Below are 20,705 nucleotides of genomic sequence, written 5' to 3' on the forward strand. Positions count from 1 at the left end.
CAAGGAGTAGGTAAAGGACAATGACTGAATTACTTCAAAGCCTCAGCACACAAAATGAGTTCGTTGCTCGCCACAATGGACCAAACAAATCTGACCAACAAAAAATGTTAGAAGCGATCAACGCAGTAAGCCTTGACGCACTTATCAACGAAACCGTTCCAGCACAAATTCGCTTAGAGCAGCCATTAAACTTGGCAGAAGCGAAAAGTGAAGCGGATATGCTGGCAGCGATGCGCAAGTTCGCCGATCAGAACCAAGTTAAACGTACATTCATCGGTCAGGGTTACTACAACACCTTCACGCCAAACGTCATTCTACGTAACGTTATGGAAAACCCGGGCTGGTACACCGCTTACACTCCTTACCAACCAGAGATCTCACAAGGTCGTCTAGAAGCGCTTCTAAACTACCAACAAATGGTGATGGATCTTACTGGTATGGAAATCGCGAACGCGTCTTTGCTGGATGAAGCAACGGCAGCCGCAGAAGCGATGACACTGTGTAAGCGTGCGGGTAAGAGCAAGAGTAACGTGTTCTTCGTTGCTGACGACGTTCACCCACAAACCATCGAAGTAGTAAAAACTCGTGCGAAATTCATCGGCTTTGAAGTGCTAGTTGGTTCTCTAGAATCACTGCCAGAGCAAGACGTATTCGGCGCACTCGTTCAATACCCTGGTACAACGGGTGAAGTTCGCGACCTAACGGACATCATTGCCAAAGCGCAAGCGAATAAAACGCTCGTTACCGTCGCGACTGACCTATTGGCTTCTGCCCTACTGAAACCTGCGGGTGAAATGGGCGCAGACGTCGCAATCGGCTCTGCACAACGTTTCGGCGTTCCTATGGGTTATGGCGGTCCACACGCAGCCTTCATGGCAACACGTGACAAGCACAAGCGCACTATGCCTGGTCGTGTTATCGGTGTTTCTATCGATACCAACGGCAACCAAGCACTACGCATGGCAATGCAAACGCGTGAGCAGCACATCCGTCGTGAAAAAGCGACATCAAACATCTGTACCGCTCAAGCTCTACTAGCGAACATGGCGTCTTTCTACGCGGTTTACCACGGCGCAGAAGGTCTACGCACCATTGCACGTCGTACACACCACATGACAGCCATCCTCGCTGCTGGCCTAACCAAAGGCGGCTTCGAGCTTGCCCACAACAGCTTCTTCGACACCATCACCATCAACACTGGTGCACATACTGAAGACCTATACACGAAAGCACTAGCCGCAGACATCAACCTACGTAAGTTGGGTACTCAGCTAGGCGTGAGCTTCGACGAAACCACAACCGTGGCAGACGTAGAAGCCTTGTTCGCAGTATTCGGTGTGAAAGAAGAAGTCGCAGCACTATCAACGGAAATCGCAGGCAACGAATTTGCAGCGATTCCAGAAGCACTGCGTCGCACAACAGAATACCTAACGCACCCCGTGTTTAACACGCACCACAGTGAAACACAGATGATGCGTTACCTAAAACAGCTAGAGAACAAAGACTTCTCGCTAACGCACGGCATGATCCCACTGGGTAGCTGTACGATGAAGCTGAACGCAGCCGCAGAGATGATTCCAGTCACTTGGCCTGAGTTTGGTTCGATCCACCCGTTCGCACCAGCAGAACAAGCCGCCGGTTATGCAGCACTAGCGAAAGATCTGAAAGAGAAGCTATGTGAAATCACAGGCTACGACGCATTCTCACTGCAACCAAACTCTGGTGCATCAGGTGAGTATGCAGGTCTTATCGCGATTCAACGTTACCACGAAAGCCGTGGCGAAGGTCACCGCAACGTATGTTTGATCCCAAGCTCTGCGCACGGTACTAACCCTGCGACAGCGTCTATGGTGTCAATGAAAGTGGTGGTGGTTAAGTGTGATGAAGAAGGCAACATCGACATCGACGATCTCACAGCGAAGATCGAGAAGCACAAAGACAACCTATCAAGCATCATGATCACTTACCCATCGACACACGGCGTGTATGAAGAGCAAGTGAAAGAAGTGTGTGAAATGGTTCATGCCGCGGGCGGTCAGGTTTACCTAGACGGCGCAAACATGAACGCACAGGTTGGGTTAACCACGCCGGGCTTCATCGGCTCAGACGTTTCTCACCTAAACCTACACAAAACGTTCTGTATCCCACACGGTGGTGGCGGTCCGGGTATGGGCCCTATCGGTGTGAAATCGCACCTAGCGCCTTTCCTACCGGGTCACATTGAAAACGGTGCAGACGGTGAAAACTTTGCCGTATCTGCAGCGGATATGGGCAGTGCTTCTATCCTACCAATCTCTTGGGCTTACATTGCGATGATGGGTGAAACTGGCCTTACTGATGCAACAAAAGTAGCGATTCTTAACGCGAACTACGTGATGGAGACACTACGCCCGCACTACCCTGTTCTTTACCGTGGTACGAATGGCCGCGTTGCGCACGAATGTATTATCGATATTCGTCCATTGAAAGAAGAAACCGGCATCAGCGAAGAAGACATCGCCAAGCGTCTAATGGACTACGGTTTCCACGCACCAACGATGTCGTTCCCTGTTGCAGGCACGCTAATGGTTGAGCCAACAGAGTCGGAAGATCTAGAAGAGCTGGACCGCTTCTGTGATGCGATGATCGCAATCCGTGAAGAAATGGCAATGGTGAAAAACGGTGAATGGCCGCTCGATAATAACCCACTTGTAAATGCACCACACACTCAAGTGGACTTAGCATCGGATAATTGGGATCGCCCTTACTCTCGTGAGCTTGGCTGCTTCCCATCAAAAGCAACCAAATCTTGGAAGTACTGGCCAACTGTTAACCGCGTAGATAACGTCTATGGTGACCGTAACCTGATTTGCTCGTGCCCTACGATTGATGTCTACGAAGACTGATTTTGTGGTTGTCACATCACAATAAAGTTTGTGACTAAATTAAGTTTGTGACTTAAACTTTACAAAAGAAAAGCGAACCGGATGGCTCGCTTTTTCTTTTAGCTAGAATTGAAAATGAAAGACATCGATGAAAAAGAGCTAACTCTTATGCGTCACACTATTATGCGTCGGAATTGAAACTCATCTTTGGACATTTCTGAGTTAGAGAAACCACCGCTAGATATAGAAAAAGAGGTCATATAGACCTCTTTAATGGATTCGTACTCTCGATACGTTGCCGTATACACACTTTCCAGGCGTGCTCCTTCAGTCACTCTGAAAATCAAGCACTTAGTTTTATCGTAGAAAAGTCATATCAACTAATATCACCTAGATTGTCGCTCCACTAGTAGCTATCAGAGTAGCATTCCTGTTGCCAACCTAAACGCCACAACAGCGTTTGTACTTTTTACTACTACCGCAGGGGCATTTATCATTTCTACCTACTTTAAACTTTAACTGTTTCTTCATAGTTTTTAAGCATGGAGAGATATTTGGTTTTAGGTTTAAGCTTTTTATACCTTCTTCCATTTCAGCGTTAAAACACCATTCTTCCTCGATATGGCATATCTCCAGAACCATTTCTGAGCGAGGGTCTACTATTACACCTAGCCAAACGTCTTGCTTTTCCTTGTACTTCCTTGCATACATATGTGAACGCAAAGCTTCTCTACCTTTTTCTCTGTTTCCAGTAGAGGTATGTATTGTCAACCCGCCATTTTCACTATCAAACAACACTGTGAAATCATGACTTCTACTATCTTGAATTGTTTCAAAGCAAATCTTTGTCACTGCAGCATCAAGTGTATCTAAAAAGTCACCACTCGACTTCATCAAAGTGAAAGCAAAATCAGTCAGCTCATCTCTTTTTACATACTGAAGCTTAAAAAGAAGCTTGCTGATAAAACCTTCTGAGTATCTCTTTAGAATACCATCCGGCATCCTCGAACCAGACAACTCCATTCGACGAACCATGAACGCTGCATCTAAATCAGCGGCAATATCGTCATGTAGACTCATCATGGTGAAATCCTTTTCAAGCCAAAGATTTCTTTTGAGATGTAAGCCTAAAAGTACAATTTCCGTACTAGCAACTATTTCATTAAGATAACTGCTTCGTCTATCAATGTAACTCAATAGAAATAGTGGCTGGTTCAAAAACTCAGTCAGTATGTCTAAGAAAAATACATCCATAACGAACGGAGGCTTTAATAACTCCTCTTCTTGATGCTTGAGATACTGACGACATTGAAATAATAATCCCGGATAACTTTCAGAGGTCAAGCATATCGGATAACAAGAGTTTGGTTTTACCCCTAAATCAATAATGTTCCCATCAATATCTTTGATAGTAATTTCGTCTAAAAGTAACGCATTAGAACACTCTACAGCTTGGTCATAAGCATTCTGAACTCCCTTAACAAAATCATCTTTGACTAGGCCAACCTTTCCTTGTCGAGCTGGAATAGTCATTCCTTTCGACTTAGCCTGCACAATCAGAAACTTTGTCCCAAACTTGGCAAGGATATCCACTTCACCTATTTTTTCCGAAGCATTCTTGTAGATATCTAAATTACAATATACGTTTCCTTCCCCAAATATATTCTTCAGTCGCTTAAAGGCAAAGCTCTCGGTAAATTCCCCACGATGTTTTACAGCCGTATTTATGTACTCCTTGTCTGAGCGCATCCAGAATATAGGACTTTCATATATCGACTGTGCAAGGGATGTGGTTTGAAACAAATAGTAGTTGCTTCCAGCCTTTGTAATCGGCTTGAAATTAACGACGTTTACATCGTCGATAGAATTATATGCACTGTTATCATCTTCAGATGTTGGTGAAAATGCGTCAAGGAAGGCTGTAACTTTACTTTGTTGAAGACCTGTAGATTCACATAAGCTTCCTAAATTTAACTCATTGCAAGATAGGTATGATTTGAAGACTGCATCAGTTTCACCACCTTGAGCTAATGCGGTCATATTTTCGTTTAGCTGCCCCATAATCGACTTGTATATTGAGTAAGCTTCATTTATGTCGAAACCAACATTTTCAGTCATCCAAACTGAGTCATTCCGATATCGTTCACGAGCAAGCTCAGCAAACTGAAAATCAAATGCTTGCTCTGCACTATAGAAGACATACTCCCTAATAATGTCTTCATGAGAAAAGAAGTCTTCCATACCTAACTTCATGTTCTCTCTAGTAAATCGTTGGTATCCCGAATCCTTTAAGGCTTCATGTATTTCCGCCAAAAGCCCCTCTGCTTCTAGACACCAGTCACGAATTTTATCATCAGATATGTTTACCGCTGTACCCCCAGCTTTTAGAATCAATCCATGTAACACTGATAACTCGGTTCTGATAAGCCTATCTGGGCTATAGAAGTGCCCAAGGTTTTCACCACTAACACCGCCTTGATACCCAAATGTACAGTCTCTTCTGGATAAGTAAGACAGCACATGGATGAAACCATCTCGACTACATAACTCTTCTAGCTTCAGAAAGGCAGCTTTTTCAGGCGATTCTTTTAATGACACTATAAAACCCTAACAAAATTGTAATTATTGCGAAGTTTACATTTTAGGTTTTCTATATTCTGTGACCTATGCATCTATACGCACCCAATCGTTAGACCATAGCCACCTGAGAGTTTGAATTGCTCCTATCAAAGGTGACATTAACAGCCCTTATGAACGAATTATCAAATGAATTGCTAATTGGCACATCCAATGAAGAGTTAGGTGTAGTGGTTCAACTATCTAACAAACTTTGGGGCACTTCCGAGTTACAAAGGCCGACAAAAGCATAGTTCGTCCGGCGTTTTAACCTCGTCATTCTGAACCGCGAGGGACGAGCATGATTCAGAATCTTCCAACCGCATGCTCCATCGGCCAATTTAGCCATTCGCTTAGAAAGCACGCTTTTTGAGATTCCTAGCCTCGCGTTGACTCACGATGACCAAGAAAAACAAACAAGGCGAACCAATTAGCTTGCCTTGTTTAATGTAAATTTGATGATTCAGTTTTGACCAAAGCCTTGTTGCGTTCATCAATATTAATTCACTTTTGGCGCCGTGTGCTGCTCTACCATGAACGCCATTACTTCTTCATTTAAACAAGAATTACTAACGCATTGACGATATTTACCCAGATGAATGATGAAGCCTAAGTTGGCTTGTTCCAGTTAGTCGATTCCATTCCAAGCGACTCTGTCGTACCTAATTACCAAGTGTTGATTGAGTTTGATCAACAAGAATTAACTCGTCTAGTTTAAAGCCTTTTGACTTCGCCACTTGTTTAAAGCGTTCGATGGTGGTTGCGTCTATCGTTGGCGTTCTTGAAAGTAGCCACAGGTAATCATGATTAAAGCCAGAAACAAATGCGTAGTCATAGTTTTGCCCTAGTTCGAACACAATATAAGATGAGTAAAATGGACCAAAGAACGAGACTTTTAAGTGTCCGGTGTTCTCATCTCCAACGAAATACGCTTTGCCATCGGCTTGATTCCACGCTTGTTCTTCGTCCGAATATCCACGGTTTATCACCGTAACACCACCGTCTTTTCGCAACTCGTACTCTGCGGTTACGTTTGAGAGACCACGCTCAAAAGAATGGTCTAGCCGTGCCACTTCATACCATTTACCTAAATACGGTTTCAGCTCGAAATTATTGACAGGCTCAACGCCATCCGGTTTAGAAGTACAACCAAATAGCGTAGTAAGAGATACAAGGAAAAGTAATTTAAGAGATTTCATACAACAACCCAACATTTAATTAGCATTTGATTTTACTATAGAAAGCAAAAAATCGATCACCAATAAATTACCCTGAACTCCCCGCAAGACAGAGCCTCGTGTTGAAAGCCTTGCAGGGCTTCAAACACATTAAAATGACTCACCACAATCACTTTCTTATACTGTTTAAATTGAGTCAGTACTGCCTCTACGCGCGCTTTTAGTTCATCGACATGCTCATAGCGTTCATCCGTCATCGGCAACTCCGCTTTCAATAACGCTCGATATTCATGCCAACGTTGGTCGCGTTCTTTTAATGGAATATAACCGCCATGCCGATCCGCCCGCCACTCCCTTAAGTCATGTTCAACGAAAAGCTCTAACCCGCGATGACGATTAATCAATTCCGCCGTTTGCAGTGCTCGTGTATAAGGGGAACTGACAATGATATCCGCATCGTCAAAAATAGGATGCATGAGCTGCTCTTTGAGTGTCGAGGCGTGCTCTCGACTTAGTGGTGCATAATCTTTTTCAAGCTGCGTCATTTCACGCGCATCCGCTAACGAAAAATCGGGCACACCATGACGAACAAAAACGATTTCCATATCGAGTGTTCTTCCTACGGTCAGTATTTATTGGGAAATGGCCGCAAGTTTTAGGTAAGAATGAACTTGGCCATTTTTGTATTCTATTGCTGAATGAATCGCAGAATTTCTATTGCCAACAATCGACATTTGGTAAGTATTTTCGCCTTTGCGTATTGTAAGGTGGAGTACACCCTCTACGAGTTCCCAAACGCCATTGGTATGCAAGCGATCAAACAGAGTGTACTCGTCTAACGTTCCATCGGCGTGCATATAAACTTCAGTGATGTAGCCAGCGGTACACGATTTTATCCAACAGCGATCAACGACTTCATCCAATCTAATCTCTCGCTTAGACGCTTTCCAATCATTAAACAGCGTGCTTTGTTCCAAGGCAGGATTAAGATCGCTGAGTTCTTGAATCGGTGCTCCATCTGATTCACGAAGATAGAGCTGAAGCCAACTTACTATTTGCATGTGCATCCTTTGGTCATTGATGTGCTAATCATAATACTGAATAACTTGATTGCTTTTGTTGGAGCACCTCGCAAATGTCGTGCGAAAAGGCAGAAACTGTCACTGATAGAGCTTAGCCAATGACAGAAAATCATCCGCCATTTTAGGCGATGTGATGTGTATGAATTTGATCGGTGAATCCTTTAACTGATCTTTTAACCGCAGATACCTTTCTCGTCGACTTTTATAGTTCTGTATTGACCAGAGAATCACCGAGTCTTTATTTAAAAACGCCTTACGAAAACTTTCTCGATTCCCTGTACCACTCCAAAGTTCTTGCTTAGTCCAAGCTCGCTTTATCGAACGAGTAATAGAACGATACATGGTCAATGATCTGGAGTAATCAAGCCAAATGATTGTATCAACTCGCTCCCATTTGTACGCCTGCGTTCGCGTATAATTGCCATCCAGCACCCAACTGTCTCGTTGCGTTTCGTTTTTTATTCGCTCAAAAAACGATTCATCATCACGTTGTTCCCAGTTAGGTAGCCAAAATAGCTCATCCATTTCAATGTAAGTCACATCTAACGTGTCTGCGAGTTTTTGAGAAAATGTCGATTTACCACTGCCACTACTGCCTACAACATTAATGCGTCTCATGCAAAATCCTTTTCGATGGAATGAACTGGATGCTATTGTTCTAGAGTAATCAGATAGTATTTAAAGCAATCCGATAGTCTTTAAAATAATCAAATAGTTAACCAAAACAATAAAATGGTTAACTAAAACCACAAGATGCTAACAAAAGAACATTTAACGTCGAGTGGAGGAGCGGTAATATGCGAAACCGTACACATAAAAAAGCCTCCAGATAACTGAAGGCTATGATCATCTTTTCTAAACAAATCACGCAGGATGACTACGTCAACCTCAACTCAGGATAACCTAAGCCATTCAACACGGCACTTTTAGCGCCTAACGTCATTAGGACATCCGCAATAGGCTTTACAGCTTGTCCCATGCATCTGACCAATAAACCGTTTCACCTGGTGCATAAGACGGGTTTGAACACCACCCTGTGTATGGCCAAGGTTTACACTGATAAATATGACCATCCACGCCTGTTACAATGTCACCCTCTGCGTAGTTTTTGCCGGCTTCGTATTGTGGGTAGTCACCCGGTGGTGGTGTAACCGCACTTTCAACAACACTAAATTGACGAGTAACAGTTTCCGCTTCACCATCATCTGGAGTCGCAATCGCTTCAAATGTAAAGAGACCGGCTTCGATGTGGTTAAGAGCAATACGAAGTGGCGAATCACCATTCACTTGTACTACTTGATCAAATACGACAGCATTGACACTATTTTCTACGGTTACTGCAACTGAAGAAGCGTCAGAAGAAGTCAGCGTCACAACGAGCTCAACACTCGAATTATTCAATGTATATTCGTTATTAATGCCCGAAACCGAAAAATCAAAGTCAGGAGACGGCGTACCACATCCCTCATCATTAACTTTACGCCAAACACCCCACTCTCCCGTTGTGCCTGGTTCTTCACCGCGAGTCCACCACTCTGCACGCCAAGTCGCACCTTGATGAGAAACCTGATCACCACCATTGTAAACGGCACCTTTATCCCATGCATTTGCACATGAAGTACCATCACTTACCGTAACTTTGCGCACTTTTGTGGTCGTTTGGTTTGCACTGTCAGTCACTTGATATGTCAGGGTATATTGGCCAACAGCATTAACATCAATACGGCCGTCCACACGCACTTGTGAAGTAAGATCACCGTCTTCTGCATCAATCGCTTTTACACCCATCATTGGGTCAAATGCACTACCAAGTTTGATGGTAACGTCCATGACACCCTCGAACTCTGGAGCGAGACTGTACACTTCAACGTTACGGCTTTGCTTGGTTTCATTGTTGTCGCTGTCTTTTACACTGTAAACCAAAACATATTTTCCGATGGCGTTCGTATCAACAGAACCATCAACCACAATGCTGCTTGTTACATCACCGTCTTCTTTGTCAGATGCTTTCACTCCCGCGTAAGGATCAAACGCATTGCCATGGCGCACTCGCACATCGTTCAAGCCACTGAACACCGGTTCCCCCTCGCTTGGTGGCGGTGGCGTTTGACCATGGATGAATGGGCCGTAGTCTTTGATGAACTGTTCACCATACGACTGGCCAGATGCGTTCGTACCCATATCCCAGTTCACTGACCAAGTCATCACGCCACGTAACGGCTGACCTTGCGCTTTAAGTTGATTGAATGCTCCGTAGAGCTTTTGTGGATCTTTAACAAAACCCGTTGCAGCTGCATCAATGTTGGTTGGAATGCCGAACACTAATTTGTCATGCGGGATCTTATGAAAACCGCGCGCACCATTCACTAACGAGTCAGAGATGTAATAGATAAATTCTTGTTTAAGTTCGTCATTGTTTTGTGCAATCCAACCCTCACCCTCAACCCAAATACCATCACCACCTTGGTTGTAGAATTGCGGGTTAATCCAATCGTAATATCCCTCTAAAGCCGTAATGTATGGTACGTATTTGCCCCCCTCAGTTAAGTATGGAAACTCAGGGGCCATTGTGATCAGGAAGTTTTTACCCTGCTGCTGATAATGATCTTTTACTATACGAAGTGCCGCAGGAATGACCGTTTGGTTATCTGATGCCGTAACCGCCGCCTGCTCTAAGTCTATATCTAGACCATCAAAGCCATACTTATCTGTCACGCGAATGATTTCTTGTGCGAATGCGTGTTCGTCGCCAGCTTTCAGTTCTACGTGTGCATCTGCACCACCAAGCGCAATGAGAACCGAACGGCCTTGCTGGTTCAATGTCTCGATTTGTTCAATGAATTGCTGTTCCGAAAGGCCAATAGTAGGGTCGAGCTTAAAAGTTGGAATGCGGCCCTCATTGGTGTTAAACACTTTCATGAATGAAACATTGACCACGTTATACATTGGGTCAACCTCTTCCAATGTTACACAGGGTGCATTACCACCTTTGTAGCCGCTGCCGTCGCACCAGTTATGCCAATACCCAACAACAACGCCCGCGTCTGGGTTGACCATTTCATTCGCAGAAACCACATTTGTTAGACCACTTAACCCTAATGCAACCGCAAGATATAGCGTATTTTTTTTCATTATTATTCCTATTTGCTTCACCGTATGAATCAATCCAACCGCCCTACATGGGAGCGATGAATTTTTCCGGATTATATTGCTCGCTTTAGCGAATAAGCACGCGTTTAAATGTCATGGTTTTGTAATGCTGTATATAACTGTGATCTTAATTCACGGAGCGAATCAATTACTCAAGTGGTTTCAAATTATCTTGGGATAATCTCTCACCCAAATCATGGGTTTTAACTCACTTCATATCAAAAGTTTGCATAAATCAGACATTGGTGGAGATAGGCAGGTTTTATAATGCGCGCATGCAAAATAGAGGTTCTTTTATGAAATTGAAAACAGTGTCAGCTTGTACGCTCCTAGTTCTACTGGTTGGATGCCACCAACAACAGGATGCAGCGACACAACAAACAACCTCGGCAGATGTATGTAATACACAAGGAAATATGCCAGGTGGGTGGAACAAATTTGATGCTACCCCTGACGTTCAAAAGGCAATGGCCTTCGTCCTTAATAAAATGGAAAATCCCTCTTCATTCAAGCAGATCCTCACGGTTCATGCTCAGATCGTAAGTGGTGTGAATTACGCAATCGAGTTTGAATTAACTGATGGTTCCGCTTGGAATACGGTTGTTTATAGAAACCTTGATGGTGACTATGCCATTACGCAATCGCCAAAACAAGGACGCTTTTGCGAGCAATAATACTCATAGACTCGTATTCCCATATACTCATCGCTGCAACCAAGCATTTTGAAGCTGGATAACAAAAAACCGCTAATTTACATGCCGTAATCTAGCGGTTTTTTGTTTACCTACTTTACCAGTACCAATTAAGAATCCAATACCATCTGAGACTTCACTGAAACGGTAGAACCTAAACGTGATGGTGCTACATCAATGCGCTGCGCCATCTGTTCTTTAAGTTCTGACACATGGGATATGACGCCTATCATTCGACCACTTTGCTGCAAATCAACCAACGTTTGAATCGCAAGATCCAACGATTCCGGATCTAGGCTGCCGAAGCCCTCATCAATAAACAGGGTATCTAAACGAATACCACCGCTGTATGACTGAACCACATCGGATAGACCAAGCGCCAAGGCTAGCGCGGCCATGAATGATTCACCGCCAGACAATGTAGCAACATCACGTGTTTTCCCGGTATACCCGTCTTCAACCACCAGATCCAAACCTCGACCTGCTGCCCCCTTAAAACCATCGGTTTTACGAGCTAAGATATAACGACCTTTGCTCATCAGGCTTAATCGCTGCGATGCTTGTATCAAAACATCGTCTAATAAAACACCAAGAACAAATCGGTGTAGGCTGACGCGGCTTCCCGTCTTACCACTGGCGACATCATACAGGGTGCCAAACACTTTATACTCATCTTCAAGCTTGGCATTTTTTTCATGCAAGCTGGTAATGTCCTTTCTTACTTTCTCTAAACGCTCAAAGAGCGAGCGATGACTGTCGAGCTGATTTCTTGCTACAAGGTACGCCTCAGAAGCAGTGGTTAGGTTAGCGTTAAGCACCTCCATATCAGGCTCTTCAGCATCTTTTAAGGCTTGTTCGAGATCGGAAAGCGTTTGTTCCAGCTTGATTTTTGATTGTGTGAATGCATCGATTTCTTGTTGCCAAGTCAGCAACACCTGTTCATCTGCTTTATTCTGGAGGAACTGCGCTTCATCGGCAAAAGGACTCGTCTTTAACGCGGTTTCCCAATCAGTTTTCGCTGCATCCAATCGCTCTGTGGCTTCTTTGAGCCATTGTTGATGCGTGGTCAATTGACTTTCGATGTTCGCCTTAGCCAATATCGCCTGCTGCAATTGATTTTGTGCGTCTTCTAAACCACGGTTCAACTCGATTATTTGTGCCTTAACCGTCGCAATGTCTTGTTCTAGAACTTCAAGAGACGCGTATTTCTCATCGAATGTCGAGACAAGCTTCGTAAGTTGTTCTTGATTCGCTTTAACCGTCGACTCATTCGCAGCCATTTGGTTTTGAAGATCATTGATCTTACTTTCACCGACTACACAACGCTGATTTAGCTCATTAACGTTCTGCTCAAGCTGAACCAAGTTGATCGACGACAACTGCTGTAAACGCGCATTGAGCTGTTGCATTGAGGCTTGTAAACCGCCCAAATCCATTGTTGCATGTGGTCCAAGTTCTTCTGTTATTTGTTCTATTTGCTGCTTGTATTGCGCGAGCGCAATATTGTGCTGCTCCAATTGATTACTCAGTTGGTTAAGAGCAACTTGCCCTTCTCGTTCTCGATTTCGCGCCTGTTGCACCTGCTCTTTTGTCACTTCCTCACCAACAAACTGCGCGGGCTGAGGGTGATCGAGACTACCGCACACTGGGCACATTTCACCTGTTTGTAGGCGCTGAGCCAATACGGCTGCTTGAGCATTGTGCCAGTTCAATTCAAGCGAATCTGCCGAACGCTGAAGCGCCTCGTATCGAGATTTAGCTTCACTAACGGATGCCTGCTTATTTGGAGTAAAGGCCTCCAACTTTGTGAGCTCTTGGTTCAAACCACTCAGCTTCTGGAGATCTTGCATCAAACGTTGCTGCTGCTTTATCTCAGCTTCAACACTGCCGGTACTCGCCACATCGACTCGAGCTTGATCCAGCGCTTGCTGACCTTGAAGCGCCTCTTGCGAGAGCTTTTCTTTTAACGCGACATATTTCTTCAGTGTTTCTTCAAACTCTGACTTTTGCACAAGGCCAGTTGCAATCGCTTTGTCCAGCGCCTCTTTTTCAACCAACTTTCCTTTTAGACTTTCGAGTTGGTATTGATACTCTGTCAGCTTGGGCAATTGATTCGCTTGTTCTTTAGCGGTTTTAAGTGCTGCATCTTTTGCTTTGGCAGCGTCATCTGCCAAAGTCACGTCTTGAGAAAGCTTCGCCACCTTTTGCTGCAACTCATGCACTTGTTTGTTCGAGTTTTGCAGCGTGACGTAAGGCAACTCGATCTTGCTCGCTTTCTTCGCATGGTCTAACTGTAACTGACGAGTTGAAATCGCTTCACTTTGTTGAGCGTGTTGTTTCAAAGCAAGTTCAGCTTGCTCTCGTTTTTTGAACTCACTATTAAGCGTTTCTGCTTTCTGAATGACAGACTTGACCGTATTAAGCTGAGCTAATGATTCTTGCTCTTGACGTTGAGCTTTCTCTAACTCTGAAAACGTTTCTTCTTGTCGTTCGAACAACTCTTGCTCTGTGGTGACTTCCGCCACTTGTAACGCACCACGAATTTGGTTATCAAACTCGCCTTTTGCCTTACTAATTGAGCTTGCCTTATCCTTAAGCGCGAATTCAATCTTTTTGTAGATATCCGTTTGGAACAGTTGACCAAAGATCTCTTCTCGCTCTTTCGATGTCGCTAATAGCAACTCTCGAAACTTACCCTGAGGGAGCACCATCACTTGGCGGAACTGAGTTTCGTTCAAACCGATAATGTTGGTAATCTCTGTTTTTACTTGGGTTGTTTTGCTGGTGATGAGCTTTTCTTCACCCGTTATTTCATACAATGCAGCCGTATGTTTGCGCGTTGTCATGCCCTCCCCGCGGGCTTTTGGTGCTTCCTGTTCTGGAGAACGAATGACACGATAACCTTTACCATTCAGGGAAAATTCAAGCATCACTTCTGTCGGCAACGTTGGGGATGCCATATCACAACGCATTTGAATGCCTTGGCGTTCGTTGCCTGTCGTTTCGCCGTAAAGCGCAAAGCAGATTGCATCAAGAATCGAAGTTTTTCCCGATCCAGTAGGCCCATTAATCAAAAACAACGGGTTAGTGCCAAGCTTATCGAACTCGATGGTCTCCGTTTGAGCAAACGGACCAAAAGCCTGCATCGTCAGTTTAATTGGTTTCATCTTTGGTCCTTACTGAGATTGCTGGGAAAGTTGCTTGATGATGTCGCTGATCGCCTGATCTTGCTCTTGCGACAAATGACTGTCTTGCGCTTCAATAAAGAAATCTCGGAACATATCAATTTCACTTCTCGCCAGTTTTGCTTGAGCCATCTCTTGCTCTACGCCAATCAGCATTCCTGGCTTTTCAAGATGTAAAACATTGGGGTACACCGCACGTAGCTTTTCCATTGGATTTAAAATCGCGTGCTTATCCATTAAACGCACCAACAAGTAATCCTCGTGCTTAGGATCCGTCTTGCCTTGCTCGATGACTTGCTCAAGCTCGCCCTCGATGATTCGCATTTCATGAGGCGCAATGAGATCAATATGTTCAGCAGAAACAAACCCATTCTGATCGAGCTCCACCAGCGTGAAACCTTTCTTCTGGTTTTGCTCACCAAAGCTATATTTCATCAATGAACCAGAATAACGAATGTACTCTTCACCTTTTTTCTGCGGCTGATGCAAATGCCCTAGTGCCACATAATCGAAGTTAAGGAAGTGTTCGTGGCTGACACGATCAGAACCACCGATCGATAGCGGACGCTCAGATTCGGACTCAATCGCACCATCAACAAAGCAGTGACTGACCAATACATTTCGCTGCCCTGCTTGGAACTGTTCGGTAATTTTCCCGGCCAATAGTTTGTGCGCTTCATCGTGCGTTGAAACAGCCTCTTTGTAAGCAAAGCGAACTTGTTCAGGATCGTTATAAGGCATGCCATAAAAAGCAACAAGCCCTGCTGTTTTGGTTTGGATAACGACAGGATTCAGCATGTCTTCGAAGTTGCTAATGATGTGTAGACCCGCATTTTTCATCTGTTCAGAGCCAAACCCCAAACGCTCTGCACCGTCGTGGTTACCAGAAATCAAAATCATTGGGGTATTTAATTCACCGCAAATGCGCCTTACTACACAGTTAAGCAGTTCGATAGCCACTGTCGGCGGCACGGAGCGATCGTAGATGTCACCCGCCACAATGACTGCATCAACGGGGTTATTTTGAATATATTGAATTAACTGTTCTAAAACCGCTTGCTGATCTTCCAGCAATGAGACGTTATGAAATTGGCGGCCAAGGTGCCAATCAGAGGTATGGATAAACTTCATTCGAATTCACTTTCTACCATAAACATGGCGTTATCTTATTATTTCGCTAGGATATCCTGACTTCATAAGCTTTTCATGTGGTTTGTTAAGCTTGAACTAAAAAGACTATTCTAAGCCACAAACTCATCGACATTTCCTAATAAGCAAACTCACGAAAGTTCACTAAATCTTCATGTTTCTCGCTTGCTTTTATGCAATCAGACTACTATCTTTATTCTGTTATAGGTTCTTTTATTGTTAATCGTTAGATTGCTGCTGTCTTAAATAGTTATTTGTAGAGGTACAAGAGTGTGACAAACCATCGCTTTAAACACTTGTTGAGCGCGCTCAAAGAGTTAACTCCCGAACAAAAGAGGCAGTTGATCGATCAGGCTCAACTGTCCCTTGCTCAAAACTCTCATTCAACCACTATCAATGATATTCTAACCAAGGAAGAGCTCGACGCACTTTTACAACCAATGCCAGTGCTCAACGAAAAATGATCATAAACCCCAATCTATTGCTCTGATTTCTTGGTCTTGTTTATCAGGAAAATGCTCACATTAACATTAGTCGCGCAGACTATTAGCCTCTCTGTTATTGCTTCGCTTTCATCACCCAGGACAGATGCCATAAAGAACAGTTACCATAAAGTTAGCAATAAGAAATTACCCGCCTCTACATAACGTAAAATTATAATAAGCATAACTATTGATAATTTCATGTTTCCCTGATTTTTATTTATCTTACGTTCAACCCGCAGAATATTGGACTTAGCTTTAGTTTTAGGTAAGCCCACAGTTCGTGAAATAAGGATAAATATGAAATTTCTTCACACTATGGTCCGTGTCACTGACTTGATAAGTCCATTGAGTTCTACACCAACGTCCTAGGCATGAGTGTGCTTGATCGCTTTGAAAACACAGAATACCGTTATACTCTGGTGTTTGTTGGTAATGCCGATCAACCTGATAGTGCCACTATCGAGCTTACTTACAACTGGGATACGGACAGCTATGACCTAGGTAACGCATTTGGCCATTTTGCACTAGGTTGTGAAGACATTTATGCCGCGTGCGACAAGATCAAAGCACTTGGTGGCAACGTGACTCGCGAACCTGGCCCAATGAAAGGTGGTGAGACGCACATCGCTTTCATCAAAGACCCTGACGGCTACCAAATCGAATTAATCCAAACAAGCAAATAACGAGGTTTATCATGACAAATGCATTGTTCCAACCTATTCAATTAGGTTCTCTCACGCTTGAAAACCGTATCGTTATGCCACCAATGACTCGCTCTCGTGCAAGCCAACCTGGTAACGTCGCAAACGACATGATGGCTGAGTACTACGCACAGCGTGCCTCTGCGGGTTTGATTGTTGCAGAAGGCACACAGATTTCACCTATGGGCCAAGGTTACGCTTGGACACCGGGTATTTACAGCCAAGAACAAACTGCAGGCTGGAAAAAAGTCACTGACGCTGTACACGCAAACGGCGGTGCAATCTTCGCTCAGCTTTGGCACGTAGGTCGTGTCACTCACCCAGACAACATTGGTGGCAAGCAACCAATTTCATCTTCTGCGCTAAAAGCAGAGAACGTGAAAGTATTTATCGATAATGGCACTGATGAACCAGGTTTTGTTGAGGTGGTTGAGCCACGTGAAATGACCAAAGAAGACATCAAAATCGTTATCGAACAATACCGACAAGCTGCGCTAAATGCGATTGAAGCAGGCTTTGACGGCATCGAACTTCACGCAGCGAACGGTTACCTTGTCAACCAATTCATTGATTCTGAAGCAAACCATCGTACAGATGAATACGGCGGCTCGATTGAAAACCGCTTACGCTTCCTTGGCGAAGTGGTTGAAGCAATGACTCAAGCGATTGGTGCTGAGCGCGTTGGTGTTCGTCTTGCTCCGTTTACTTCATTAAACGGCACCGTTGATAAGACACCGGTTGAAACTTACACTGCTGCTGCGGCACTTCTTGATAAACTGAACGTCGTTTATATGCACATTGCAGAAGTAGACTGGGATGATGCGCCAGACACACCAGCTGAATTCAAAACAGCCGTTCGCGAAGCATACAAAGGCACGATCATTTATGCGGGTCGTTACAACACAGAAAAAGCGGCTCAAGCGCTAGAAAGCGGCTTAGCAGATATGGTTGGCTTTGGTCGTCCATTCATCGCGAACCCTGATCTACCGAACCGCATCAAAAACGATTACCCGTTAGCGGCTCACGATCCTGCGACGCTGTTTGGTGGTAACGAGAAAGGTCTGTTGGACTACCCTGCTTACCAAGCAAATTAAGCGTCCAAGCTGATCACCATATCGGCAAGATTTAAGCGATTAACAAGAAACCCTGCTACGTTCATTTACAGAGTAACGCAGCGGGGTTTTGTTTTTTGAAATTAACAAATACAAACTAGAAACTAGAAACTAGAAACTAGAAACTAGAAAATTAAATACAGAACCTAGCGACGCTGGCAAGAAGTGCAGCCGCGGCATGCTGAGCGTGTGGTTTTATCCAACAAACTACGCTGAACTTTGCAATAAGCGTTCTTCAATGCGCGTCGACCAGAAAACCAATCATCAGGTTTAGTGAGTATCAAATAGCCATTAAAGCGTTTTACGAGTTCCACTCTGTTCGTGTCTATAAAGCGTCGGTCAAAGCTTATCTCAAAGTAATCCAACGCTTCTTCAATGCATGTGAAACTGGCAATTTTGGCTTGGATATCGTTTTGGCTCATAGCCTTCTTTTCTGGATTCATCAACGGAGCGGTAAATATACGTTTTCCCACAAACCTGATCTTTGATGCGTCGCAAACCACCACACAAATGAATTCTATTTTGCGCATCGGCACGCAACGTACACTGAGTTGAACTGAGTTTATTCAGCCTGGTGTTTGTTCCGACTGATGTGCTTTGTCCGATCGATGTGTTTAGTCCAACCGAAAAAACGAACAAATGCGTGCCTAGCTCCTTACGTAAAAGCTCTAATATCAAAATAATTTCAATATTCGTTCTCCCATCAAACACGCCATTCCGGCCTAACGCCAGTATCACGCCCGTTCAACATTCAAACAATCGTTTAAAACTGTCGTACCAAATGTAAAGCTTTACGAATCACTTTTACTGTTAGAACTACGGTAATTGATTTTCCAAGTTCTCAAACAACATCACTATTTTTCTGAATTTGAACTTCAAACTAAAAAAGCGATAAACATAACATTTACATATAGTTGCAAGCCAAAAATAAACATTTTTACATATGAGATGGGCGTAACATTTTACAAAAACCAGTGTTACAGATTTGTTAAATTAAATTATGTTTTGATTGATGATTTACTCATTATTTAGTTTCAACCACCTAGATTCGTTGATTTTAAATCTAGGTAGCATGCCCAAGCAATCTCGACTAAGTAACCAAAAATACTAAGTTCAGCGAGAATCGCTTGGGTATCTCAGTAAAACACATGGAGTTTTAGAGTGATATGAAGACAAGGAATGTAAACATCGCTCTTGCGATATCAATAGCACTAGGTTCGTCAAATTTATTTGCCGCTGGATTTCAGCTTTCTGAACATTCTGCCGCTGGGTTGGGTCGAGCCAATGCCGGAGAAGCTGCCATTGCTGATGGCGCCTCTGTGGTCGCTCATAACCCTGCCGCCATTACCATGTTTGGTTCTTATGAACTTTCCATTGGTGCGGCATACATCATGCCAGAAGTCCGTGTAACGGGTAATGGTGTATCAGACTCATTTAATAACCGGCTCACCAACAATGATGTTGTCGATAATGTGATTGTCCCCTCTTTTTATCTTGCCGCCCCTATCAATGACCAATGGTCATGGGGCCTAGGTATATTCACTGATTTCGGGCTTGCCACTGAATACCCAGATGACTATCTCGCGGGGCCGATAGGCGGCGAAACCAGCTTAGAAACCGTCAACTTTAACCCAACGATTGCCTACCGAATCAACGAAGCGTTCAGCGTGGGGGCTGGTGCAAGTATTGTTTATGGTAAAGCGACCCTAACAAGAACCCTTGGCATTCTTGCCGATGCAATAAACGCAGGTAACGGTACAGACTTTGCGCGAAGCGATATCGCAAAGTCACTGGATGGTGATGGTTGGGGCTATGGCTTCAATATTGGCGGCTTATGGGAAATCAATCCGAACCACCGCTTGGGTTTAAGTTACCGTTCAAAAGTCGATGTGGAATTCGAGGGCGACTATTATTCCGATATTCCAAGCAACATCACGATGCCCAGACAACAAGTAACGGGAGACCTCACTCTTAATCTTCCGAGTATTACTGAGTTCTCAGGGTATCATCAAATCTCGGCGCCTTTTGCCGTTCACTACAGCATAATGATGACAGGTTGGGATGTATTTGAAGAAATTCGAGCCACAGTAGATGGTCAAGAAGTACTGCAGAAAGACGAGAATTTTGAAAATTCGTTCAAGTACGCACTGGGGGCCACCTATCAATTTAGCCCTGCTTTCACCTTTCGTGCAGGTATTGCTTATGACGAAACACCAAACGTTAACGACAGAAGCATTAGTTTGCCTGATTCAGACCGAATCAACTACAGCTTTGGTGCCACGTACGCTTTCAACCAGCACAGCCGCATCGACGTTGGCTTCACCTTTATCGATGCAGAAGAAGTCACGTTTAAAGAGCCGCTAGAACCGGATGCTTTACCAGGTGTCGATCTCGCATATCGTTCTGAGGGGGATGCCTACGTTTATGGCATTCAATACAACCACTCTTTCTAGTGACTAAATCACAACAATTAATTACAGGGAAGCAAACC

At 44.1% G+C, this 20,705-nt stretch carries 13 protein-coding genes and 2 pseudogenes; 5 read left to right on the forward strand and 10 right to left on the reverse strand.

The genetic code is table 11. The features are described from left to right. The first annotated feature begins 20 nt into the window (after positions 1-20). On the forward strand, positions 21-2,885 hold the full coding sequence (gene gcvP, locus KHN78_RS16795) for an aminomethyl-transferring glycine dehydrogenase (RefSeq protein ID WP_211917409.1): 2,865 nt from the start codon (positions 21-23) through the stop codon (positions 2,883-2,885). Positions 2,886-3,305: 420 nt separating this feature from the next. Here the strand turns inward: gcvP and KHN78_RS16800 are convergent, their stop codons facing one another. The 7 genes and pseudogenes from KHN78_RS16800 to KHN78_RS16830 all read right to left on the reverse strand — a co-directional run bounded on the left by KHN78_RS16800 (position 3,306) and on the right by KHN78_RS16830 (position 10,875). Further along, on the reverse strand, positions 3,306-5,462 hold the full coding sequence (locus KHN78_RS16800) for an SEC-C metal-binding domain-containing protein (RefSeq protein ID WP_211917412.1): 2,157 nt from the start codon (positions 5,460-5,462) through the stop codon (positions 3,306-3,308). A 517-nt stretch (positions 5,463-5,979) separates the two neighbouring features. After that, positions 5,980-6,132 (reverse strand): annotated as a pseudogene (locus KHN78_RS16805) (YcxB family protein); the annotation flags it as partial. A gap of 10 nt (positions 6,133-6,142) precedes the next feature. Further along, positions 6,143-6,679, reverse strand: a complete 537-nt coding sequence (locus tag KHN78_RS16810) for a lipocalin family protein (RefSeq protein WP_211917416.1) — start codon at positions 6,677-6,679, stop codon at positions 6,143-6,145. Positions 6,680-6,735: 56 nt separating this feature from the next. Next, positions 6,736-7,263, reverse strand: coding sequence for a histidine phosphatase family protein (locus tag KHN78_RS16815; protein ID WP_211917420.1), 528 nt, complete (start codon positions 7,261-7,263; stop codon positions 6,736-6,738). A 27-nt stretch (positions 7,264-7,290) separates the two neighbouring features. Next, positions 7,291-7,719: a hypothetical protein gene (locus KHN78_RS16820; RefSeq protein ID WP_211917423.1), complete on the reverse strand. Its 429-nt coding sequence runs from the start codon at positions 7,717-7,719 to the stop codon at positions 7,291-7,293. 99 nt (positions 7,720-7,818) lie between these two features. Beyond that, on the reverse strand, positions 7,819-8,358 hold the full coding sequence (locus KHN78_RS16825) for an adenylate kinase (protein ID WP_211917426.1): 540 nt from the start codon (positions 8,356-8,358) through the stop codon (positions 7,819-7,821). Positions 8,359-8,703: 345 nt separating this feature from the next. After that, positions 8,704-10,875: an immunoglobulin-like domain-containing protein gene (locus KHN78_RS16830; RefSeq protein ID WP_223917823.1), complete on the reverse strand. Its 2,172-nt coding sequence runs from the start codon at positions 10,873-10,875 to the stop codon at positions 8,704-8,706. A 311-nt stretch (positions 10,876-11,186) separates the two neighbouring features. On the opposite strand from KHN78_RS16830, the gene KHN78_RS16835 reads away from it, so the two are divergent. Then, a complete protein-coding gene (locus KHN78_RS16835; protein ID WP_211917432.1) occupies positions 11,187-11,564 on the forward strand; it encodes a cystatin domain-containing protein in 378 nt (125 codons plus the stop codon). A gap of 128 nt (positions 11,565-11,692) precedes the next feature. Here the strand turns inward: KHN78_RS16835 and KHN78_RS16840 are convergent, their stop codons facing one another. Both KHN78_RS16840 and KHN78_RS16845 read right to left on the reverse strand, forming a co-directional pair. Continuing rightward, a complete protein-coding gene (locus KHN78_RS16840; protein WP_211917436.1) occupies positions 11,693-14,749 on the reverse strand; it encodes an AAA family ATPase in 3,057 nt (1,018 codons plus the stop codon). A 9-nt stretch (positions 14,750-14,758) separates the two neighbouring features. Continuing rightward, a complete protein-coding gene (locus tag KHN78_RS16845; protein ID WP_211917438.1) occupies positions 14,759-15,898 on the reverse strand; it encodes an exonuclease SbcCD subunit D in 1,140 nt (379 codons plus the stop codon). Positions 15,899-16,698: 800 nt separating this feature from the next. On the opposite strand from KHN78_RS16845, the pseudogene gloA reads away from it, so the two are divergent. Next, positions 16,699-17,084 (forward strand): annotated as a pseudogene (gloA, locus tag KHN78_RS16850) (lactoylglutathione lyase). Between the two features lie 11 nt (positions 17,085-17,095). Further along, positions 17,096-18,196 carry an alkene reductase gene (locus tag KHN78_RS16855; protein WP_211917440.1) on the forward strand — a complete coding sequence of 367 codons (1,101 nt, stop codon included), beginning with the start codon at positions 17,096-17,098 and terminating at the stop codon, positions 18,194-18,196. 164 nt (positions 18,197-18,360) lie between these two features. Here the strand turns inward: KHN78_RS16855 and KHN78_RS16860 are convergent, their stop codons facing one another. Next, positions 18,361-18,636, reverse strand: a complete 276-nt coding sequence (locus KHN78_RS16860) for a nitrogenase-stabilizing/protective protein NifW (protein ID WP_211917442.1) — start codon at positions 18,634-18,636, stop codon at positions 18,361-18,363. Between the two features lie 744 nt (positions 18,637-19,380). Here KHN78_RS16860 and KHN78_RS16865 point away from each other — a divergent pair. Beyond that, the gene (locus KHN78_RS16865) at positions 19,381-20,667 is read left to right on the forward strand and encodes an outer membrane protein transport protein (RefSeq protein ID WP_211917444.1); all 1,287 of its coding nucleotides are present in this window, start codon (positions 19,381-19,383) and stop codon (positions 20,665-20,667) included. Positions 20,668-20,705: the final 38 nt, after the last annotated feature.

Source organism: Vibrio sp. B1REV9 (assembly GCF_905175395.2).
Taxonomy (GTDB): Bacteria; Pseudomonadota; Gammaproteobacteria; order Enterobacterales; family Vibrionaceae; genus Vibrio; species Vibrio alfacsensis.

Excerpts from the sequence above, each read along its gene's own strand:
- gcvP (WP_211917409.1), top strand. The coding sequence starts at position 21 with ATGACTGAATTACTTCAAAGCCTCAGCACACAAAATGAGTTCGTTGCT.
- KHN78_RS16810 (WP_211917416.1), bottom strand. The coding sequence starts at position 6,679 with ATGAAATCTCTTAAATTACTTTTCCTTGTATCTCTTACTACGCTATTT.
- KHN78_RS16815 (WP_211917420.1), bottom strand. The coding sequence starts at position 7,263 with ATGGAAATCGTTTTTGTTCGTCATGGTGTGCCCGATTTTTCGTTAGCG.
- KHN78_RS16820 (WP_211917423.1), bottom strand. The coding sequence starts at position 7,719 with ATGCAAATAGTAAGTTGGCTTCAGCTCTATCTTCGTGAATCAGATGGA.
- KHN78_RS16825 (WP_211917426.1), bottom strand. The coding sequence starts at position 8,358 with ATGAGACGCATTAATGTTGTAGGCAGTAGTGGCAGTGGTAAATCGACA.
- KHN78_RS16835 (WP_211917432.1), top strand. The coding sequence starts at position 11,187 with ATGAAATTGAAAACAGTGTCAGCTTGTACGCTCCTAGTTCTACTGGTT.
- KHN78_RS16840 (WP_211917436.1), bottom strand. The coding sequence starts at position 14,749 with ATGAAACCAATTAAACTGACGATGCAGGCTTTTGGTCCGTTTGCTCAA.
- KHN78_RS16845 (WP_211917438.1), bottom strand. The coding sequence starts at position 15,898 with ATGAAGTTTATCCATACCTCTGATTGGCACCTTGGCCGCCAATTTCAT.
- KHN78_RS16855 (WP_211917440.1), top strand. The coding sequence starts at position 17,096 with ATGACAAATGCATTGTTCCAACCTATTCAATTAGGTTCTCTCACGCTT.
- KHN78_RS16860 (WP_211917442.1), bottom strand. The coding sequence starts at position 18,636 with ATGAGCCAAAACGATATCCAAGCCAAAATTGCCAGTTTCACATGCATT.
- KHN78_RS16865 (WP_211917444.1), top strand. The coding sequence starts at position 19,381 with ATGAAGACAAGGAATGTAAACATCGCTCTTGCGATATCAATAGCACTA.